The 20,879-nt window shown below is 57.8% G+C and carries 15 protein-coding genes, 1 tRNA gene and 2 pseudogenes; 10 read left to right on the top strand and 8 right to left on the bottom strand.

Going from position 1 to position 20,879, the window contains the following annotated elements:
- Positions 1–14: 14 nt before the first annotated feature.
- Positions 15–1,256 (bottom strand): bifunctional glutamate N-acetyltransferase/amino-acid acetyltransferase ArgJ, encoded by a 1,242-nt coding sequence (gene argJ, locus QE432_RS06145; protein ID WP_065687837.1) that lies wholly within the window; start codon positions 1,254–1,256, stop codon positions 15–17.
- 92 nt (positions 1,257–1,348) lie between these two features.
- Positions 1,349–2,212 carry a peptidylprolyl isomerase gene (locus QE432_RS06140; protein WP_013761725.1) on the bottom strand — a complete coding sequence of 288 codons (864 nt, stop codon included), beginning with the start codon at positions 2,210–2,212 and terminating at the stop codon, positions 1,349–1,351.
- Positions 2,213–2,455: 243 nt separating this feature from the next.
- On the opposite strand from QE432_RS06140, the gene secA reads away from it, so the two are divergent.
- From secA to QE432_RS06115, 5 genes and pseudogenes are all read left to right on the top strand, one after another.
- Positions 2,456–5,164, top strand: a complete 2,709-nt coding sequence (gene secA / locus QE432_RS06135; protein WP_065688010.1) for a preprotein translocase subunit SecA — start codon at positions 2,456–2,458, stop codon at positions 5,162–5,164.
- A gap of 149 nt (positions 5,165–5,313) precedes the next feature.
- Positions 5,314–6,209 (top strand): annotated as a pseudogene (locus tag QE432_RS06130) (DMT family transporter).
- A gap of 81 nt (positions 6,210–6,290) precedes the next feature.
- Positions 6,291–7,493, top strand: a complete 1,203-nt coding sequence (locus QE432_RS06125; RefSeq protein WP_081308484.1) for an acyltransferase family protein — start codon at positions 6,291–6,293, stop codon at positions 7,491–7,493.
- A 57-nt stretch (positions 7,494–7,550) separates the two neighbouring features.
- Positions 7,551–8,968 (top strand): annotated as a pseudogene (gene uppV / locus QE432_RS06120) (Wzx-type polysaccharide biosynthesis protein UppV).
- Positions 8,969–8,976: 8 nt separating this feature from the next.
- Positions 8,977–10,248 carry a GNAT family N-acetyltransferase gene (locus tag QE432_RS06115; protein WP_003511245.1) on the top strand — a complete coding sequence of 424 codons (1,272 nt, stop codon included), beginning with the start codon at positions 8,977–8,979 and terminating at the stop codon, positions 10,246–10,248.
- A 63-nt stretch (positions 10,249–10,311) separates the two neighbouring features.
- On the opposite strand, the gene uppQ is transcribed toward QE432_RS06115, so the two are convergent.
- Positions 10,312–10,953, bottom strand: coding sequence for a polysaccharide biosynthesis GNAT family N-acetyltransferase UppQ (gene uppQ, locus QE432_RS06110; protein WP_003511246.1), 642 nt, complete (start codon positions 10,951–10,953; stop codon positions 10,312–10,314).
- A 296-nt stretch (positions 10,954–11,249) separates the two neighbouring features.
- Here uppQ and QE432_RS06105 point away from each other — a divergent pair.
- Positions 11,250–11,334 (top strand) — tRNA-Leu (locus QE432_RS06105).
- Between the two features lie 266 nt (positions 11,335–11,600).
- The gene (locus QE432_RS06100; RefSeq protein WP_013761732.1) at positions 11,601–12,116 is read left to right on the top strand and encodes a disulfide bond formation protein B; all 516 of its coding nucleotides are present in this window, start codon (positions 11,601–11,603) and stop codon (positions 12,114–12,116) included.
- 29 nt (positions 12,117–12,145) lie between these two features.
- Here the strand turns inward: QE432_RS06100 and QE432_RS06095 are convergent, their stop codons facing one another.
- Positions 12,146–12,703 carry an HNH endonuclease gene (locus QE432_RS06095; RefSeq protein ID WP_003511248.1) on the bottom strand — a complete coding sequence of 186 codons (558 nt, stop codon included), beginning with the start codon at positions 12,701–12,703 and terminating at the stop codon, positions 12,146–12,148.
- Between the two features lie 321 nt (positions 12,704–13,024).
- Here QE432_RS06095 and QE432_RS06090 point away from each other — a divergent pair, with 321 nt between their 5' ends.
- The 3 genes from QE432_RS06090 to QE432_RS06080 all read left to right on the top strand — a co-directional run bounded on the left by QE432_RS06090 (position 13,025) and on the right by QE432_RS06080 (position 15,113).
- The gene (locus QE432_RS06090) at positions 13,025–13,327 is read left to right on the top strand and encodes a hypothetical protein (RefSeq protein WP_065687882.1); all 303 of its coding nucleotides are present in this window, start codon (positions 13,025–13,027) and stop codon (positions 13,325–13,327) included.
- 148 nt (positions 13,328–13,475) lie between these two features.
- Positions 13,476–14,081, top strand: coding sequence for a transglutaminase-like cysteine peptidase (locus tag QE432_RS06085; RefSeq protein WP_025595463.1), 606 nt, complete (start codon positions 13,476–13,478; stop codon positions 14,079–14,081).
- A gap of 240 nt (positions 14,082–14,321) precedes the next feature.
- The gene (locus QE432_RS06080; RefSeq protein ID WP_003511251.1) at positions 14,322–15,113 is read left to right on the top strand and encodes a metallophosphoesterase family protein; all 792 of its coding nucleotides are present in this window, start codon (positions 14,322–14,324) and stop codon (positions 15,111–15,113) included.
- Positions 15,114–15,167: 54 nt separating this feature from the next.
- Here QE432_RS06080 and QE432_RS06075 read toward each other — a convergent pair whose 3' ends face one another.
- The 4 genes from QE432_RS06075 to QE432_RS06060 all read right to left on the bottom strand — a co-directional run bounded on the left by QE432_RS06075 (position 15,168) and on the right by QE432_RS06060 (position 20,589).
- Entirely contained in the window at positions 15,168–16,385 is a 1,218-nt protein-coding gene (locus tag QE432_RS06075; protein ID WP_065687883.1) for a glycosyltransferase family 4 protein, read from the bottom strand.
- A 9-nt stretch (positions 16,386–16,394) separates the two neighbouring features.
- Entirely contained in the window at positions 16,395–17,720 is a 1,326-nt protein-coding gene (locus tag QE432_RS06070) for a polysaccharide pyruvyl transferase family protein (RefSeq protein WP_035199577.1), read from the bottom strand.
- On the bottom strand, positions 17,705–19,192 hold the full coding sequence (locus tag QE432_RS06065; protein ID WP_065687884.1) for a lipopolysaccharide biosynthesis protein: 1,488 nt from the start codon (positions 19,190–19,192) through the stop codon (positions 17,705–17,707). The genes QE432_RS06070 and QE432_RS06065 overlap by 16 nt, the downstream gene beginning before the upstream one ends.
- Before the next feature lie 161 nt (positions 19,193–19,353).
- A complete protein-coding gene (locus QE432_RS06060) occupies positions 19,354–20,589 on the bottom strand; it encodes a glycosyltransferase family 4 protein (RefSeq protein ID WP_019564824.1) in 1,236 nt (411 codons plus the stop codon).
- Positions 20,590–20,879 lie beyond the last annotated feature (290 nt).

Below are 20,879 nucleotides of genomic sequence, written 5' to 3'. Positions count from 1 at the left end.
TTCGGCTCCAACGGTCAGCTCCGGTAGTCGCCGTTGATCGCAACATATTCCTTGGTCAGGTCGCACGTCCATACGGTGGCCTTGCCCTCACCGAGACCGATGTCAACCTTCACCGGAATGTCTTCCAGCCGCATCACGGCGGTGGTCTCCGCTTCCGAATAATCCGGATCGCGTTCGCCATTGACGGCAACGCGCACGCCGCCGAACCAGATGGCAAGGCGATCACGGTCGGCCATTTCACCGGATTTGCCCACAGCCATCACGACGCGACCCCAATTAGCATCTTCGCCGGCAACCGCAGTCTTCACCAGCGGTGAATTGGCAATCGAAAGGGCGATCTTCTTGGCAGCGACATCGTTTTCCGCGCCGGTAACGGTGACTTCGACCATCTTGCGTGCGCCTTCGCCATCGCGAACCACCTGCAGGGCCAGATCTTTCAGGAGATCGTTCAAGGCGGCGCGGAAGGAGGAAAGCCGCTCGTCATCGGCGCGCGTCACCTTGACCTGACCGTCCTCAGCCGCCGCACCTGTCGCAAACAACATCAGCGTATCGGAGGTGGAGGTGTCGCTGTCAACAGTCACGGAATTGAAGGTCGAGCCGACACCGGCGGAAAGCAGTGATTGCAGCGCGGCCGGATCAATATCTGCATCCGTCACCACGAAGGAAAGCATCGTCGCCATATCGGGAGCGATCATGCCGGCACCCTTGGCGATACCGTTGATGGTGACCACGACACCGCCGATTTCGGCCGTGCGGGTCGCGACCTTGGGATAAGTGTCGGTCGTCATGATTGCCTTGGCGGCTTCCTGCCAGAAATCGGCTTCAGCCATGCCCTGCATGTCGCCCAGAACCCCGGCGAACTTGGTGGCATCGAGCGGTTCGCCGATTACGCCGGTCGATGCCAGAAACACTTCATTTTCAGAGCAGCCGACTGCAGCGGCTGCGGATTTCGCCGTCAATTCGGTCGCGGCCTTGCCTTTGACGCCGGTAAAGGCGTTTGCGTTACCGGAATTGACCACCACGGCGCGCGCCACGCCACCGCCGAGATTGGCGCGGCAGAAATCAACGGGGGCCGAGGGGCATTTCGATTTTGTGAAAACGCCGGCCACGCTTGCCGGCTTGTCGAACACCATCAACAGAACGTCGGTCCGGTTCTTGTACTTGATGCCGGCGGCAGCCGTCGCCATGCGAACACCACGCAGCGCGGGCATGTCGGGATAGGATTTCGGAGCGAGCGGGGAAACGGCAACGGACATGGGAAAGCGCCTGAGATTCTGGAAACGGGGAAGGTTTGAAAGTGCCTGAGATGAAGCTGGGCGGCCTGTGGCCGCCCCGTAACATGGTTTTATTACTGCTGCGGCTGTGCCTGCTGTTCCTTCGTGGCTTCGTCGTAGCCCTTCTTCAGCGTCTCATCCATGATTTCGATCTTCTGGTCAGCCTTTGCCTTCTCGATGAGGGCAACGTACTTGTCACGCATGACAAGCTGACGAACCTGCGGCTCGACCTGCTCGAAAGCCGGCGGCGGTGCGATGCGCTTGTCTTCCAGCTTGATGACGTGGAAGCCGAACTGCGTCTTGACAGGCGTCTTGGTGTAGGCGCCCTTTTCGAGACCGAAAGCGGCCTCTTCGAATTCCGGAACCATGCGGCCCTTGCCGAACCAGCCGAGATCGCCGCCATCATCCTTGTTGGAGTCGGTCGACTTTTCCTTGGCAAGTGCTGCGAAATCCTTGCCCGCATCAAGCTGCTTGATGACGTCCTTGGCTTCGTCTTCGCTTGCAACCAGAATATGGGCTGCCTTGATTTCTTCTTCCTTCGGCAAGGCTGCTACTTCCTTGTCGTAGCGCGCCTTCACCTCTTCATTGGTGACAGCGTCAACCACATGCTTGCGGAAATAGGCGTTGTGCAGCTCACGGTCCTGAATGAACTCCATGCGCTTCTTGAAGTCTTCGGTCTTTTCCAGACCTTCGGCGCTGGCATTCTTCACGAGAAGCTTGACGTCGATCGCGCCGGAAAGGGCTGCGACCTTCTTCTGCTCGTCGGGAAGCTGTGCGAGCTGCGGATCGAGATTGCCCATGGCAAGGTCGAGTTCGGACTGGTGGATTTCCAGATCGCCAACCTTGGCGACAACCTTGTCTTCCTGTGCAAAGGCAGGAAACTGGAGGCCGAGCGTGGCCACAATCACCGCAGCCGCAATTTTATTATAGCGCAACATTTTGAACCTTTCGGGGACAATGCCGGCTCCAGACATGGTTTCCGGCTCTGAAAAAACTTCCAAACACCGGATTGTGGCCATTCTGTAACGGGCAGAACCGTTGACATCATTTGCCCCCCCTCTTATCTGTCACGCAACCTCGCGTCCAGATACGTTGAAGGGCGAAGTCCGTCATTTGTTGCCGAAATCGGCGTGATGGAAAAAACCGCCTGCGAAAACGGAATTTCAGAAAGGGCCAGTAAGATGGTCAGCCTCGGCGGAATAGCCCGCAAATTGTTCGGTTCGGCAAATGAACGCCGCGTCCGCTCCTATAAAAGCAAGATCGCAGCCATCAATGCGCTGGAGGAAGCCACCAAGGCTCTTTCCGACGACGCGCTGGCGGCAAAGACGGCGGAGTTCCGCCAGCAGCTTGCGGACGGCAAATCGCTGGACGATCTGCTGATCCCGGCTTTTGCCGTCGCCCGCGAGGCGTCGCGCCGTGTTCTGCACATGCGACCCTTTGATGTGCAGCTGACCGGTGCCATGATCCTGCACCAGGGCGCCATCGCCGAAATGAAGACCGGTGAAGGCAAGACGCTGGTGGCGACCCTTGCGGTCTACCTCAATGCGCTGGCCGGCAAGGGCGTGCATGTCGTTACCGTCAACGACTACCTCGCCCAGCGCGACGCGGCCACGATGAGCAAGCTCTACCGTTTCCTCGGTCTGACGACCGGTGTGATCGTGCACGGGCTTGATGACGACCAGCGCCGCGAGGCCTATGGCTGCGACATCACCTACGCCACGAATAACGAGCTTGGCTTCGATTATCTGCGCGACAACATGAAATATGATCGCGCCCAGATGGTGCAGCGCGGCCACAACTACGCAATCGTCGACGAAGTGGACAGCATTCTGGTCGATGAGGCGCGCACGCCGCTTATCATCTCCGGCCCGCTGGACGACCGCTCCGATCTCTATAACACCATCGACACCTTCATTCCGCTTCTGTCGCCGGAAGATTACGAAATCGATGAGAAGCAGCGTTCGGCCAACTTCTCCGAAGACGGCACCGAGAAGCTCGAAAACCTGCTGCGGCAGGCGGGCCTGCTCAAGGGCGAATCGCTTTACGACATCGAAAACGTCGCCATAGTTCACCACATCAACAATGCGCTGAAGGCCCACAAGCTCTTCACCCGCGACAAGGACTACATCGTCCGCAACGACGAGATCGTCATCATCGACGAATTCACCGGCCGCATGATGCCGGGCCGCCGTTATTCCGAAGGCCAGCACCAGGCGCTGGAAGCCAAGGAAAAGGTGCAGATCCAGCCGGAAAACCAGACGCTGTCTTCCGTCACCTTCCAGAACTACTTCCGCATGTATGCAAAGCTTGCCGGCATGACCGGTACGGCGTCGACGGAAGCGGAAGAGTTCGGCAACATCTACGGTCTCGACGTCATCGAGGTGCCGACCAACCTGCCGATCCAGCGTATCGACGAGGACGACGAGGTTTATCGTACCGGCGAAGAGAAGTTCCTTGCCATCATCGCCGAGATCAAGGCGGCGCATGATCGTGGTCAGCCGGTTCTCGTCGGCACGACCTCCATCGAGAAATCCGAGCTTCTGGCCCACATGCTGCGCCAGTCCGGCTTTACCGATTTCCAGGTTCTGAACGCCCGTTACCACGAGCAGGAGGCCTATATCGTTTCGCAGGCCGGTGTTCCCGGTGCGGTCACCATCGCCACCAACATGGCCGGTCGTGGTACGGACATCCAGCTCGGCGGCAACGTCGAGATGCGTCTGGAGCGCGAGCTGGAAGGCATGGAGCCGGGTCCGGAGCGTGATGCGAAGGAAGCGGCCATCCGCGCCGAGATCAAGGTTCTCAAGGAAAAGGCGCTTGCCGCCGGCGGTCTCTACGTCATCGCGACCGAGCGCCACGAAAGCCGCCGTATCGACAACCAGCTGCGTGGCCGTTCCGGCCGTCAGGGCGACCCCGGCCGCTCCAAGTTCTATCTGTCGCTTCAGGACGACCTGATGCGCATCTTCGGTTCCGAGCGCATGGACAGCATGCTGCAGAAGCTCGGCCTGAAGGACGGCGAGGCCATCGTCCATCCGTGGATCAACAAGGCGCTGGAACGTGCCCAGAAGAAGGTCGAAGCCCGTAACTTCGAGACCCGCAAGAACCTGCTGAAATATGACGACGTGCTGAACGATCAGCGCAAGGTCATCTTCGAGCAGCGCCTTGAGCTGATGGAATCCGACAATATCGGTGAAACCGCAGCCGACATGCGCCACGAAGTGATCGAAGCGCTCGTCACCAAGCATATTCCTGAAAATGCCTATGCCGAACAGTGGGATATCGCCGGTCTCAAGGCCGGTATCGCCCAGTTCCTGAACCTCGACCTGCCGGTGGAGGAATGGGCGAAGGAAGAAGGCATCGCCGAGGACGACATTCTTCAGCGCGTTACCGAGGCCGCGGACAAATACGCCGCTGAACGTGCGGAACGTTTCGGCCCGGAGATCATGACCTATGTCGAGCGCTCGGTCGTGCTTCAGACAATCGACCATCTGTGGCGCGAACACATCGTCAACCTCGATCACCTTCGTTCCGTCGTCGGTTTCCGCGGTTACGCCCAGCGCGATCCATTGCAGGAATACAAGGCGGAAGCCTTCGAGCTGTTCCAGTCGCTGCTTACCAACCTGCGTGAAGCCGTCACCGCCCAGCTGATGCGCGTGGAACTGGTGCAGCAGGAACCGCAGCAGCCGGAGCTGCCGGAAATGACCGCGCATCACCTCGACCCCGTCACCGGGGAAGACGAGATGGCGCAGGGCGTGCCGGTCGCTTTCGTACCGGCCGAGGAGCGCGACCCGAACAACCCCGCCACCTGGGGCCGTATCGGCCGCAACGAAATGTGCCCCTGCGGCTCGGGCAAGAAGTACAAGCACTGCCACGGCGTTTACGAACAGGCGTAAAAGGCCAGGGCTTTATGCCAGCAATCGATCGCCCGTAACCTGCGTTACGGGCGATTTTGTTTGGGCAGGATCATTGCTGCTGGTCGGGGTGTTGACTGGTATCGGCACTTTCCCTATGGGAGCCGGATCATCTTGCGGAAACTGCTTTCATGGCCCCTCGCGATCTTGCCGCCTATATTTTTCTCGCGATTACGTGGGGCGTGTCTTTCCTGCTGCTTCTACATGTCGTCGCAGCCTTCGGCTGGATTGGCGCAGTCACGCTTCGCTCGCTCTCATAACCGCTGTAGCACTCTTTCTCATTGCGCGTGCGGCACGCCGGAAGCTGGCATTCTCCGCAAGCTGGCGCGCTTTCGCAATCGTCGGCGCAACGACGGTCGCCGGGCAACTGATCGGCCTGTCCTACGCGACGCCTCAGATCGGCACTGCGATGGCAGCCATATTGGTGGCGACCATCCCGCTTTTTTCAATGCTGATCTCGCAGATTTGGGGTCTGGAACGCCTGACGCGGCAGGGTATTGCCGGTCTCGTCATCGGCTTTGCCGGCATCGTCCTGCTCGTTGGTTTTCCCGCTGTTCCTGTCACATCCGGCTTTGTCATTGGCTGTGCTGCCGCTGTCGCCGCCTGCATCTGTGCCGCCTATGGCAGCAATTTTGCGAGCCTGCACCTCAAGGGGGTTGGATCCTGGGAAATAACCATCGGTTCCTTCCTGACAGGCGGCCTGATGACCTTGCCGCTTCTTTTCGCTGTGCCCTTGCCCGGAACGCCCGATCTCGTCGATTACGGTTATCTTCTGATACAGGCGGTCGTCATGAGCGGCCTGACCTACATCACCTATTTCAAGCTGGTCTCCTCGATCGGCGCAACGAAGGCGATCAGCGTGGAATTTGCCGTCACCGTCGTGGCGGTGCTTGTTGGCGCCCTGGTGCTCGACGAACCCCTGTCGCTTCCCCAGCTGTTCGGTGCCGGTATCATCATTCTGGGCTGCGCACTGGTGCTTGACCTCATGCCCAAGAAAAAGGCCCCGCCCACCCCGTCGGGTGCATGAAGGGTTTATTAGCGTTTTCCACCAATAGTCGTGTTGATCGTTACGGATCAGGCGGGATCGCGTTCGTCACGCGAGGGGAAAATGCAACCGGGCAAATCAGACTATGAGCATTATTGGGACCCGTTGCGGGCACTCCTCATGCTGCTCGGCATACCCTATCACGCCTCCCTGCTCTACAGCTATGCTTTGCCCTGGGACATCAAGGATTTCGAGACCAGCCCAGTCCTGACCGCGCTTGGGGCAGCGCTCGTCACCTTCCGCATGCCTTCGTTTTTTCTGGTGGCCGGCTATTTTTCCACCATGGTCATCGGCAGGAAGGGCAAGATGCCATGGCTCAGACAGCGCTTCCTTCGCCTTGGCGTCCCTTTCATCGTGGCCGTGCTCCTGCTTGGGCCATCGCAGCTTTTCCTGCTGAAACTGGCAGGTATCGCCAAAGGTGATATTCCCGCCGACCGGCTGCTCGCGAACCTGCCGGATTTGCTGTTTCCGGGTGAGCAATGGATCATGCATCTATGGTTCCTACCCGCCCTTATCGCGTATTCGGGTCTGCTTGCCGGCCTGCTATTTCTGGCGGGGCGCCCGCCCCTCGCCTATGCAAGAGACTGGTTCGGCAGGATGCGGGGTCAATATCCAGCCGCGTTTTTCGCAGCGCTCTGCGCCTTCCCTGTTTTATGGGAGCTGACGGTTTACGGTTCGGGCCTGCTTGCTGGCAAAAATGGGAACAGCCTTCTCGTTCTCTATGAACGGGCCTCCGACCCTTACGCGCGTTACGTACCGTTCTTCCTTATCGGGGCTTTGCTTCATCGCGACCGGGCTCTTTTTCACCGCTTCCGCCAGACGGGCATCCTCACGGGCGTCATCGCGTTTGCCGGGATCGCGACAGCGGTTACGCTGCGGTTGGAATATCCTTTTTCGAACTCGGCCCTGCTGATACTCGTCTCCACAATCGCCGCCGTGGCGGCAAGCCGCCTGCTGATCGATATCGCCTGCCGCTTTTTCGACCGGCCAAGCCGGCTTGCCAGGAGAATGACCGACGCTTCCTTCACCATCTACCTGGTTCACCACCCGCTGATTTATGCCTTCGGCACCCTCTTCATCCTGATCTCGCTGCCGCCGATCCTGGAATTCGCCATCATCGTCGTCGCCACCACGATAACGGCCTATCTGCTGCATCAGGCGATACGCCGTAGTCCGCTTGCCCTTTTTCTCTTCAACGGGATCCGCAAACCGAGGCAGGTGGCCAATATCGGCACACAGGTGCCTGTCTCCCAAACCCTTCGTTAATGATAAGGTGCTTATAATCCAGTTGCCTACTCAACTGGAAATGATGGCGTGTGGATTATGGCTATCCTCAACACGGCGGAAAAAGCCTTACCCGCAGGCCTGCGCGCTAAACTGGCGCCGCTGGGGGCAAAAATCGCCGTCGTCGTTTCCGGCAGAGACGATGTCTCCCGGGCCCAGCGCATGGCGCTCGTCGCCTTTGCGGTGCGCATCATCAGCGCCGGTATCGCTTTCATCTCCCAGATCATCCTTGCCCGCCTGATGGGCGAATTCGAATATGGCCTGTTCGCCTTTGTCTGGGTTCTGGTCATCCTGTTCGGCAACCTCTCCTGTCTCGGCTTTCACACCACCGTCATCCGCTTTTTGCCCGGCTACCGCCTGGAGGATGCCCATGACAAGATCATGGGTCTAACCTCGACAGCGCGTCTCTTCGCCATGCTTTCGGCCAGCGCGCTTGCATTTTTCGGTTTCGTCTTCCTGTATTTCTTCGGCGAGCGCATCTCCGCCTATTACCTCATTCCGGTTTCGCTGGCGCTTTTCACCCTGCCGATGGTGGCGCTTGGCGATGTGCTGAACGGGACAGCTCGTGCCAACGGCTGGGCGGTTTCAGCCCTCAGCCCCACCTATATCATCCGCCCGGTGCTGATCCTGCTGTTCATGCTGGTGGCGATCCTTCTCGGCGCGGAAAAAACCGCGACGACAGCGATGCTTGCGGCCCTTTTGGCCACCTATGTCACCACGCTTTTCCACTTCGTGTTCATGAACCGCCGGCTCAACCGGCATTTCCGCAGCGTTGCCCGCAGGGTGCATTTCCGTCCGTGGATACGGTTTGCCTTTCCGATGTTCCTGATCGACGGCATCGGTTTTTTGATGACCAACTCAGATGTGGTAATCGTCGGTCTATATCTGCCGCCGGATCAGGTCGGCATCTATTTTGCCGCGGCAAAAAACCATCGTGCTGATGCAATTCGTGTTTTTTTCCGTGCAGGCGGCTGCGGCCCCACGTCTGGCCGCGCTCATTGCTGCCAATGACAGGCAGGGGCTGGCCGGGTTCGCCAGCCAGGCGGCGCGCTGGGCCTTCTGGCCATCGCTTGCCGTTGGCTGTCTCGTGCTTCTGGCAGGGCCGTTTCTGCTGTCCCTGTTCGGTCCCGGCTTCGTACAGGGTTACAAGCTGATGTTCTTCCTCTTTGCCGGCTTCCTCGCAAAAGCACTGATCGGCCCGGGAGAAACGCTGCTGAATATGGCCGGCAAACAAAAATTGTGCGTAGCTCTTTATATTATTATCTTCGGTTGTAACATTATACTCAACATGGTGTTGATTCCGGTCTATGGTCTGACAGGCGCTGCGGCAGCTGTCGCGATAGCAATGTGTATAGAAGCTGTGCTATTGCATATTGCCATTCGCCGCACACTCGGGATCGTCCTTTTTGCCTTCAACGATCCCCGGGGCGGGTCAAGACACTGGGAAGGCGGTGTAACGATAAGCATGTCCAGCGACCCAAAGAATCCGGATTTTCAGGACCCGCGCATCGCTGCGCTGATGGCGTCTACGGAGCGTGACCGCCCCGTGGCCGACAGCAGCCGGCGCGTGGGACGCGACGGCCGCGAATTCTGCATCTATCCTGGCCGGCTCGGTTACGACATGCAGGAAGAACTCGACTTCCTGTCCAACCGCGTCATGGAGGCAAATGTCTTCTTCACAGGGCGGCTTCTTGCACCCGCCATGCCGCGTATCGATGACAAGTCCGTGCGCTTCGCCCTTATTCGCGACGAGAACGGCGCTAGAAGCCGCATGCGCTTTCTGATGCCCTTCACCGTGGAAAAGCCAGGTTTTTCCATCGGTCCCTCCATCATCCGTGGCTGGGCCAACCCCTTCGGCCCTCTCGGCACGCCGCTGGTCGATACCGAAGGTGCCGCAGAAACGCTCGACAATCTTTTCGATGCCCTTTCCGACCGGGAAATGCGCCTGCCGAATGTTCTGGTACTGCCGGATGTACGGCTTGAAGGGCCTTTTGCCCGGATGTTCAAGGCCATAGCAATCAGCCGCAACCTGCCGGTGACGACGACTGGTAACTATCAGCGGCCGATGCTGGAGAGCCTTCTGGACGGCGAAGCCTATCTGCGCAATTCACTTGCGCCACATCATTTGCGGGAAATGCGCAGGCAGTGGCGACAGCTCGAAAAACTCGGGGCCCTTTCCTACACCGTTACCCGGCAACCGAAGGACATACGCTACCGCATGGAGGAATTCCTGGCGCTGGAAGCGAGTGGCTGGAAAGGCCGCAAACGCAGCGCGCTGGTGAATGACCGCTATCGCGCCGCCTTCGCCCGCGAGGCAATCACCAATCTGGCCGAAGCGGATGCGGTGCGCATTCACACCATCGATCTCAATGGCAGCGCCATCGCCTCCATGATCGTCTTCATGACGGCTGGCGAGGCCTATACGTGGAAGACCGCCTTTGACGAATCCTATTCGCGGTTTTCACCCGGCAAACTTTTGGTGCAGAAACTGACCGACTGGCAGCTGGACGACGCCAATATTCTGCGCAGCGACAGCTGCGCAGTGCCCGATCATCCGATCATGAGCCGCTTCTGGCAGGAACGGCAGGAAATGGGCACTCTGGTCGTCGGGCTTGCGCAGAACAGCGACCGTGACGTGCGACAGGTTTCCACGCAGGTGGACATGTATCGCAACACCCGCAACCTCGCCCGCAGCCTGCGCCAGAAAATCCTCTCCTTCGGGCGCAAGAACAGTTAATCCCGAAGGATGCCGCAGCATCCTTCGGTTTGGTATCTGACTATCCACAGGGCTGACGCTGCGTCAGCGCGAGGCCGTCCGGATCATCTTGCACAATTGGGTCAGTGCGGCGTCATATCCGCCGCCGAGAATATCGACACAACGACGGGCAAGCTTGATCTGCTCGTTTCGCGACATGTCGTTATAGGCCTGTATGGCATTGCGCATGCCACCGGGCGATACCGGCCCCGTGTTGCCGGGGTTTCCAGGATTGCCCGGATTACCGGGGTTCCCCGGATTGCCTGGCGAGCTGGAGCCGCCGATGCCAAGCCCGACACCAAGGCCAAGACCGCTCGATCCGCCCACATTCGCACCAACATTGGCATTGATGCCGCTGGAGCCGCCAACCGAAGCATTGGCGCCCGCACTGACACCGCTCGAGCCGCCGACGGATGCGTTGACATCCGCATTAACCCCGCTGCTGCCACCGACCGACGCGTTGACATCCGCGCCCAGTCCGCCACTGCTCCTGCCGCCGACATCAGCGCTGGCATTGACGCCATTGCTGCCACCCACGGAAGCATCGACACCGAGCCCACCGCTGCCATTGCCGCCCACACTGGCATTCACCCCGTTCTCACCGCCAATCCCGATATCCAGCGCGTGGGCGTTGACCGGTAAAATCAGACAGGCAGACAGTAACAAATTGCGAGAAAGCGCCCTCATAATTTCCTCCTATGAGTTCTGGCTTCTCCCGCCCCGCGTGGAAACTCCACGCAAACATCATAATTCAATTAGCAATTGTGTATATTCTAATTTATTAGTGGTATCTAATATTGCTTTAACGCCACAACCGTCGGTGTACCGATACGGGACGGACAAACGCGACTCTCCTTTCATTCCCCGCCCGGTAAAAGCTCTGAAATGAAGGCTGCAAACGCACGTCATTAGACAGGAAAAATCAGCTTTGGGGTTGCACGCATGCCATTGGCCGTGATAGACGCCGTGGCATTACCACCGTTGCCCCAATGGCGGAATTGGTAGACGCGCCGCACTCAAAATGCGGTTCCGCAAGGAGTGCTGGTTCGATCCCGGCTTGGGGTACCATTTCCAAAATCGCATTGATTTTCTTCGTTTTATTCCGGTCTTTCAAAAAGACCGGTCGATTGCTTCGCGGCCATCGAGACACTCACGAAACTTTGCTCATTCGCCCCTCGAATATTACCGGGCTTTCATTTGCCAGATGCAAAGGACTGGATTAGACGAATCCGGGAATACACCGTTGAACCGGCGACTTAATTTCGCCATCACGCCCGCCTTTTTGAAAGCCCGTTCGGGATATCTGCTTCTTCGTGAAGTTTGGGGAAAACATCATGGCCACTGCAACAACCGCCGACAACAGCCGCACGCTCGCCGCTCTTGGCGTAACGGCGGGAATGATCTTTACTGTCGGCTCCGCCCTCGGTTTCCAGCATATTGGCGGTTATACGCCCTGCGCATTGTGCCTTTTGCAGCGCGATCCCTATTACTACGCCATTCCGTTGGGTATTCTGGCCATAGCGACCAGCATCTTCAAGCTGCCGGTTCAGATCACGCGGCTGCTTCTCGCCCTCATTGGCGTGGCGATGCTGATCGGCGCCGGGCTTGGTGTTTATCACGCTGGTGTGGAATGGGGTTTCTGGGCAGGGCCTATCACCTGCGCCACGGGTGCGCCATCCATCACCACCAATGCCGGTGACCTGCTTGGCAATCTGAATGCCATCAAGGCACCCTCCTGCAACGACGCTGCACTTCGGGTGCTCGGCCTTTCGTTTGCCGGTTGGAATGTCATTGCAAGCGTTGCGCTTGCGGCCGTTGCCTTTTTTGGCGCGAGCCGGAAAAGCCGTTAAACGGAAAAGCCGCGTTGCAGTCCTCAGGATCAAGGCTGCAGCTCGGTATCCCAGTAAAGATAGTCCATCCAGCTTTCGTGCAGGTAGTTGGGCGGGAACAGCCGCCCGTTATTGTGCAAGTCCTGAACCGTCGGCTGGAAGGGCTTCTGCGCCGGGAACATGCCCGCCTGCTTGGGAAGCTTGCTGCCTTTTCTAAGATTGCAGGGAGAGCAGGCCGCCACGACATTGTGCCACGTGGTTTCGCCGCCATGGGCGCGGGGAATCACGTGATCGAAGGTCAGGTCGTCCCGCGTGCCACAATATTGGCATTCGAACTTGTCCCGAAGGAACACGTTGAAGCGCGTGAAGGCGGGGTTGCGGGTGGGCTGGACATAGGTCTTGAGGCTGACGACGCTCGGCAACCGCATGGAAAAGCTGGGTGACGACACCGCGTGATCATATTCTGCAATGATGTTCACACGGTCTAGAAAGACGGCCTTGATCGCGTCCTGCCAGGACCATAACGACAAGGGATAATAACTCAGTGGCCTGTAGTCTGCGTTCAGAACGAGCGCCGGCAGGGCCTGTGGTGAAACTGCAATCGTCAAGGGCTTCTCCTGATCGATTCGGCATCTGCACTTGTATATTAGGTCCGTTGTTACAGGATTGTGAAGCCCATAAATGCAGCGGAGAAGAGCTTAATTTTTCAGCTCTAAAAACGTCTTTTTTGCGTTCCGGACAATCGTGCGGCGAGATAGTCGTCTGGCCACTATCTGGTGATGCGCCCAGCGGTACCGAAGCGATTCGCCTGCCGACGAAGGCTATATTCGTTCTCACCCTCAATGCGGGATCAGTGATATAGTCAACGCGACGAACGATTGGGAAAGCAGAATGCGTATCTGTCGTTCTGTTGAGGGAAGGAAACGGCCATGATCTTGCGCAGGCACCAAACGGCAGCGTTATGGAAGGGCCTGGCGGCTGGCGCCTTTGGCGTGCTGATGGGCCTGCCCGCTTCCGCTTCTGCCCAGCAATATCAGAATTTCGAAGTCACGCCGAATGGCCGTGGCGGTGCGCAGGGAACGATCGGCGGGCGCAATTTCGAGGTCTACCGCAATTACGACCGGCCGCCGGCAAGTCGCAGCAACTCAACCGATACGCGGCGTGAGTACCGAAACGCTGTGCCACAGCAGACATGTATCATAGATGCCGAGGGCCGCACCCGCTGCAAGTAAGCGCCATCGCACCGGTTTCCCCGCTGTTCTATCTCGCTTTAATAAAATTGGATTTCGCTAAAAAGCAATCTATCGACTTAAACGGCCCGCAACGAAGGGTCGCTATGTTGCCATGCACAAGAGACAACAATCGGGCAGAGGCAGAGACATGGCGAAGAGACAAATCCGTCTGGCAAAGACTTTGGCAGTTGCCGTCAGTGTGGCGGCAAGCATCGCGACAATGGCATCGGCCGCCCCGCTTGCGGGCCTGGCGCAGAACCCGACCGCATCGCGTCCCGGCCTGTTCATGACGACAAGCCGCCCGACAATTGCACCCATCGCCTTCGCAAAATTTTGCGACGACGCCGCCGACCAATGTGTCCGGATTGGCGATCGCGACACGGTCGAACTGACCAAGCAGAAGCGCACGGAACTCCAGCGCATCAACGCCGAGATCAACACATCGATAATCTACACAAGCGAAGCGGACGGACAGGACGAATGGAATCTGAACCCCGCAAGCGGTGACTGTGACGACTACGCGGTGACCAAGCGGCAACGCCTTCTGCGCGCCGGCTGGCCCTCGGGCGCCCTGCGCATTGCCACCGCCCGCACCCCTACCGGCATAGGCCACGCCGTTCTGGTCGTCAGCACCAGCCAGGGCGATCTGGTGCTGGACAACCGCACCAACGTCGTCAAACCTTGGAAAGCGGTTGACCTGAAATGGATCAAGATCCAGTCACACGAAAACCCGCGTGTCTGGCTGAAACTCTAGGTCTATCTCGCACAGGATAGTCATCTTCGAACAGGAAGGGGGCGCTCCGTTCCTCTTCAATCGCCGCGGCGCGCCTTGCGAAAATCGACACCGGCTTTCGCAATTCCCTGCCCCGGATAGCTTTGTCCGACGGGGCTTTGGCTGATGCTGTAGCCGTTGCATGGACCCAGGTTTTACGGGCTCTGTGGCGTTGGCTTTCAACACTCTTGACCTCGTGCAAGAGAGACAGTATCGGCATCTATGCCTAAAGTGCTCAACTGGATTCGCGGTCGTAAACAGCCAGCCCCCCGCGACGACCGGAGGCGGCGCAGAATAGACCTCGGCGACAAATCTCCGTCTTTTCCGATCTATGCCATTGGCGACGTCCATGGCAGCCTCGATCTGCTTTTGCAGGCGGAACAGAAAATCCTTGCCGATCTCGCAAGCAATCCATCCCCCGCTCTGGTTATTCTTCTGGGCGACTATGTCGATCGTGGCCGGGATTCCTGCGGTGTTCTCCAGCATCTGCTGCAACCACCGCCGGCGCCCCTGCGCCGCATCTCGCTTTGCGGCAATCACGAACAGCTCTTCAGCGATTTCCTCGAAAATCCGCAAGACAACATGCACTGGCTGGATTTCGGCGGCCGCCAGACGCTTCTGTCCTACGGGGTCGATATCAGCTACTTCATGAACAACGGCCGTCTGCGGCTTCAGCCGTTCAGGGATGCGCTGATTGGCGCGATCCCGCAGGCCCATCGGCAACTTCTAGTCAGCCTGCCTATCTGCGTCCGCATGGGACCCTATTTTTTCGTTCATGCTGGCCTCAAACCCGGGGTGCCGCTTGAGGCGCAGACCGATGAGGACATGTTGTGGATCAGGGAACCCTTCCTGTCGGAAGGGGCGGGACTGGACCTTCTCATCATCCACGGCCATACGCCGGCGCCGGAGCCACAGACAGGTCCGCAACGGATCGGCATCGACACCGGCGCGTTTACGACGGGCAGGCTTACCATTTTAAAGCTCACGGATGCGGGGCCGCGACTTATTGCCTGATGGCTTGCCATCGTTGGATCAGGTTGCACCAGCCAGACGCATCACAATCGCGATTTATTTGCCCTTCAGAATATTGCCGAGCACCGTCATTTGCCGGCGGTTCCATTCGACAGCGTCAAGGAACGCATTGTTTCCCAATTCCTGCCGCTGCTCCCGACTGGAAGAGAGCCTCATAATGGCATTGGCAAAGGCCTGATGATCTCCATCTTCAACGACAATCACGCCACCACGATATCCTTCTGAAAGCCCCCTCACACCCGTCTGGGTGCTGATCGTTGGGACACCCGCAGCCAGAGCGTCAAGCAGTTTTATATTGATGCCCGTGCCAAGCGTGATGGGATTGATGGAAAGTGGCGCGCGCGTGAACGCATCCTTCAAGTTCTCCACCCGGCCAAGCTTGAGAACCCCCTCCATGTCCTCGACCTTTCCACATATGCTGCCTGCCAGCACCAGGCGAATGTCCGGACGGGCCGCCCTGACCAAAGGCAGGACATTGTGAAGGAAACTATTGAGAGAAATGACGTTCGCGTCGTTGCCTGAACCGAGAAACAGAAAATCAGCGGAAGTGAAGTCTTCCACTCTCTGGCCGAGATCCAGAATATGGCTCACCGTTTCAACCACCGGCGGCTCTCCTGCCAGCCGCTGCTTGAACGAACGTTCCTCTTCTTCCTGTATGGCGACAACGACATCGGCGCGGCGGAATGCCTTGCATTCCACGTCCGGCGGAACCGAGAACCAGTACCCAAATCTGTTGGCCGTGTTCACGAACGCCTTGTGACGATCGGCGAAGGAATCGTGCGTGTCGAGAATGCGAAGCACATCATCCGGCAGCCCAAGAAAAGCTCTCGAATGAAAGGCATATTCGACGATAACGGCGTTAATCCCGAGTCGACGCTGAAGATCCAGGACCTGCCTGCCTATTTCCGGATAATAGAACTCGTCGAGGTAATTGTAGAAACCGCTGTCGCGGCCAAGGAGCCGTTGAATTTTCCGACGGGTTCGAAATGCGGTCAACCCAATCTCGAACCTGAAGTCGTCGATGAGCCGTGCTGCAAACCCGCATCTTTCCCTGGACACGACGTGCATATGTCCGGCCCCAAACTCGACCTCATGGGCCGCGGGATCGAAATCAGCTATCATCGGAGTATCGACATAGACGAAATGCACTTCATGTCCGAGGCTACGCACGGCGCGTGTCAGCTGGAGAATCCTGTTCCGCGCACCCTCGTTGGCGGGAACGGCAGGGAATACGGAAACAAAAGCGACTTTCATGAAAATGACTCAAGGCTGCTTGGCGAAGGTTTCGAACACCTGAAAATTCCTTTTGGAAAGGTCCAGAATTTCAGGCAGCTTCTTCCCGACTTTTTCGCGAATCTCATCGGCCTGATCCACAAAATTGATCAAGGCATTCTTGATGCCATCATCCGTATGGAACTTGGCGGGCGAAAGCAGCTCAGCCGCGGAGAGACCGAAATGCTGGTACAACCCTTCGAACTTGCCTTGATACGCAATGCATATCACAGGAACGCCCTTGCCCAGCGCAGCGATCGCAAGATGCATGCGTCCGCTGACGAGGCCATCAAGTTTACCGGCAACGCCTTTTAAAACCGGGGCTGGCCATCTGCCATCCAGATATCGAACCCTGTCTGTCTGTGAAGATGGAGCAAGCTCGGTAATGGCCTTGAGGCAGGCTTGATCGCCCACGTCTTTCCGGTAGTCATGCGGAATGACCAGCCAGCAGACCGGTCTTGCATCGGCAACGAACTCCAGTGCTTCGGCCCCGCGCCTGATGATCGCCGCGATCTGCGCGCTATCCGCATTCTTGAACAGCATGGGATGCAGATTGAAGCCCATGACCCTGTATCCCTCGGCGCGCTTTCGCGCGATCCACGAGATCGTATCTTCATCGGGTTCCGATGGGACAAGGCTAAATGCAGAATCGGAAACCAGTGCCGCCTTGGCCGTGGCAAAGGCGTTCAGACGCTCGAGGGAAACAACGTCACGCACATTGAGCGACACCCCCGGATGAAGGGAGCTGTAGAACTTCGCCAAAGCGGGGTGCGGCGTTTCATTAAAACTGAAACCGAGGATAACGTTTTTGATCCCGGCAGCGGCAGCCAGATCAGCGCTTGCCAGGAGTTTTGCGCTGACCAGCGGATGATAATAGCCATCCATCACGTCGGCACCCACAACGACGATGCAATCGTACTTCCGCACCGAAAATTGCTGGGCAAGGGCCTGGATGAAGTCAGGCTTTCCAAAGATATCGACGGTAACAAAGCCTCTCTGCAAAGCAGAGTCGCCAAAATTCGTTCCGTCGACGAGGATGTCTATCTCGACATCGGGATTGCTCGCACGGGCATTCTGCACGGTCGCCGTGATCATCGCGTCATCGCCGGCGGAACCGAACAGGGTGATGGGATCACCAGCCACGATCAAAAGCCGGTTCAGCCGATCTCCGACATTGATAGGCTTGATACTGTGCTTCAGCTCTTGCAGATCATTGAAGAGTTGCTGGACCGCATTATCCAGATTGCGCCGCTCGTTATATTGCACCAGCTTCCGACGCAGTGGTGCAGGGAGTATTTTTTTCACGAGCTTGCGCATTTTCTTTCCTTTCGAGAACCGATTTTGCTCATGATGAGGGCGATGGCGGACCGGGCCTCGCTTCTCGCGGTCAGAGCCAAAAGCAACAGATATGCGACGCCAAACATACCACCGAGCAGGATGCCGGATACGAGGTCGCCCGCACCCAGCATTTTAACTTCAGGTCGCATCCACTGAACGAGCAGGAAGCAGAGACCGCTGGAACCGAAGCTTGGCAAAAGCAGGAGGAAAATTCTCCACAGCTTGATGCCGAGTTCCCGGGCGACAAAATAAAATGTGAAAGGCGTCGAAGTGAGCTGCCCGAAGACAAACACGATGACGATTTCCCGGATGTTTTCCGTCGGGACAAGCAATATCAACAGGATGGTAGAGATTGCCTTGACCGTCCCGGCAATCAGCACCTTATCCGGCCTGCCGCGTGCGGACAGAAACGGGCCGTTTTGAAACTGGACGCATTGCAATGCACCCAGCAGCAGCAGCGGCCGCGCAACCGCGTCGGCACCCTGCCATTGCGCGCCGAACAGGACGTTGCAGATCTCTGGCGCCAACGCAGCCGAGAGCACGAAGATCGGTGTCGAAAAGATCGACGATATGGTGATGGATTGCTTGTACAGTTCCGCCATGCGCTCCCGCTCGTGCGATATGCGGGACAGCACCGTCAACGAAACATCATATAGCGCCGCCTGAAGCAGCTGCATGAGAAGCTGATAGAGCCTGCTGCCGACGGTGTAGAGCCCAAAGAGGGCAACCCCGTAACGCCCCAGGATCATGACGTCGATCAGCCGCGTGGCTCCGAAATCCACGATGCGCAAACCGAGAGCCGACGAGCCGAAGCGAAGCAATTCGAAAAAAGTGTCGGGCTTGAGCGTGGTGCCCGGAAGCCAGTGCGGTTTGCGCCAGAGCCAGATCAGCGTCACAATGGTTGCAACATAAGTCTGAACGACGAGGCTCCAGACGCCCAGGCCCATGATGGCGAAAGCAATCGCAACGCCACCGCCGATAATATTCGAAATGAAGGTTCTTATTGCCAGCGGCTTGAACGCGAGCGCACGCCGATAATTGACTTCCTGAAAAAGCGAGGCGGTATTCAGCGGCAGCAATATACAGATTGCCACGATGATCGGTGCCAGCCCTTCCACCTCGAACCAGCTTTCCAGTCTGGGCGACAGCAGACAAACAACGATGACAAACACCGTTGCCAGCGCAACGGACACATAAAATGGCAGATTGACGTCGCTTGGCTCCAGATTTCGTTTCTGCACGATCGCATCTGCGAAACCGAACTCCGACAGCATCTGGATGAGCATCAGAACCAGGCCCGCCGTGGCGACCATGCCGTAGTCGGTGGGGCTGAGGAACCGGGCAAGAACGATGAAAAGAATGGAGGTAAAAAGCTTTCCACCCCAGTTCTGGACGATGGACCAGAAAACGCCTGTTATCGCGGCGCTGCCTATCGAACTTTGCTCCGCCATCAACCTGCCGCCTGCAAAGCCGGTCGTGACAGCCCGACCACCGCAGCGGCCAGAAAACGATCGAAGTCCAGCTTGGGGAAACGGACTTTGCCGATATTGCTTTCTACCATGTGCTCTTTCCTTGGAAGAAACGCTTGCAACGGACCCGGTCCGTTGCCGGTCTAAGATGCGCGTAAGGTTCGGCTTTCCCTGCTTTTCGCCAGCACGTCCTCGTAGAGCTTCACATAGTTCTCACCCACCCGGCGCGAGGTGGATTCCTCGACGATATTTCCGAAATCGGCCTCCGTCGGCAATTGCTCGCGCGAAAGCGTCAACACCCGGCGAATGCGTGCGGCAAGGTCCGTGGCGTTGCCCGGTTCGAACAGCCAGTCGTGGTTGGTCTCGCCGATCAGTTCCGGAATGCCGCCCGAGGCAGCGCCGATGACCGGAACCCCCATCGCGTAAGCCTCGTAGATGGTGCGCGGCGAAGGTTCAGCCCAGAAGGAGGGAACGATGAGCACATCGATCTCTTCGAAGAATTCCTTCGGCTTTGCCCAGCCGACGAACTCGATCGGCAGGTCGCCGGCCTGGGCCTTGAAGCGTTCGATGGAATCGTCCATCGCGTGGCCGGCAACAAGACAGCGCCAGTTGCCGTGGCCGATTTCCCTGAAGGCATCGACCATGTTGCCGACACCCTTTTCCGTGTTGATGCGGCCGATATAGCCGAAGGTCATCGGCTTGCCGGTTCGGTCGATCTGCCTGCGTGCGACCGGGTCGCCCTCCGGAACCGTGCAGGAATAAAAGATCACACGGCGCATGCTTTCCGGCAGGTGATGGAAAAGCCCGTGATCGACATGGGTTTTAAGGATTTCCGTGCCAACGCTTGCCACCGCGCCGATGTAGCGCTGCGTGAATTTCTTGGTGAAATTCACCACCTGACAGCCGAGATGGATGTGTTCGCAGGGCTTGCCGCCCTTGAACATGGCGGCGTTACCGCACAGAAGATCATATTCGCAGATCGTGTGGACGATCGGAATGTTGCGTTTATGCGCCGCCCGCCACACCAGCGTCGTCACATCCAGCAGCGAGTGCGTATTGAGAACATCCGGCTTGAAATCGTCAAGAACGGCTTCGAACTGCTTCTCGACGTTGAAATTCCATTGCTGCTTGATCTTCTGCATACGCCTTTGCTGCGGCGTATATTGTGGCCAGTCCTCGAGCCAGAAATCGTTATTGTGGAACATGCGGTAGACGCTGACGCCATTGCGCACCGTTTTGGGTTCGGCCTGCCGCTCTATGCAGGCGGCACCGACCTCATGTCCCATGGAGACGAGTTCCTCGGCAAGATGTTCGACCGAGCGTTCGCACCCGCCAACGATATGCGGCGGATAAAGGCTGCTGAGATGGAGAATTCGCATACGGATACGCTCTATTTCCTTATCGAAAATTTATGACTTCCGCTTGGCCTCGCCCATGTTGCCGGATACTCCGGGACCAATGAGACATGTGCAAAAAACACAAAAGGCAGAGCAGATTTAACGCTTGAAAATATGAATAACCAAAAATCCACTTTCAAAAAGCACGGGAACTGACGGCATTTCAAGTGCTTTTTTTTCGCGGCGCGACAAAAGTCATGCCGTGTTGCGAAAAGAACCTGTCCCGTGTTAGCTTCATTCTCATATGGAAAAACGTACGGGCGGAAGCGGTG

Source organism: Agrobacterium sp. SORGH_AS_0745, assembly GCF_030818995.1.
GTDB classification, from domain to species: Bacteria; Pseudomonadota; Alphaproteobacteria; order Rhizobiales; family Rhizobiaceae; genus Agrobacterium; species Agrobacterium tumefaciens.
Note: the sequence above shows the minus strand (reverse complement) of the source record. Positions and strands in the feature narration are given on the sequence as shown.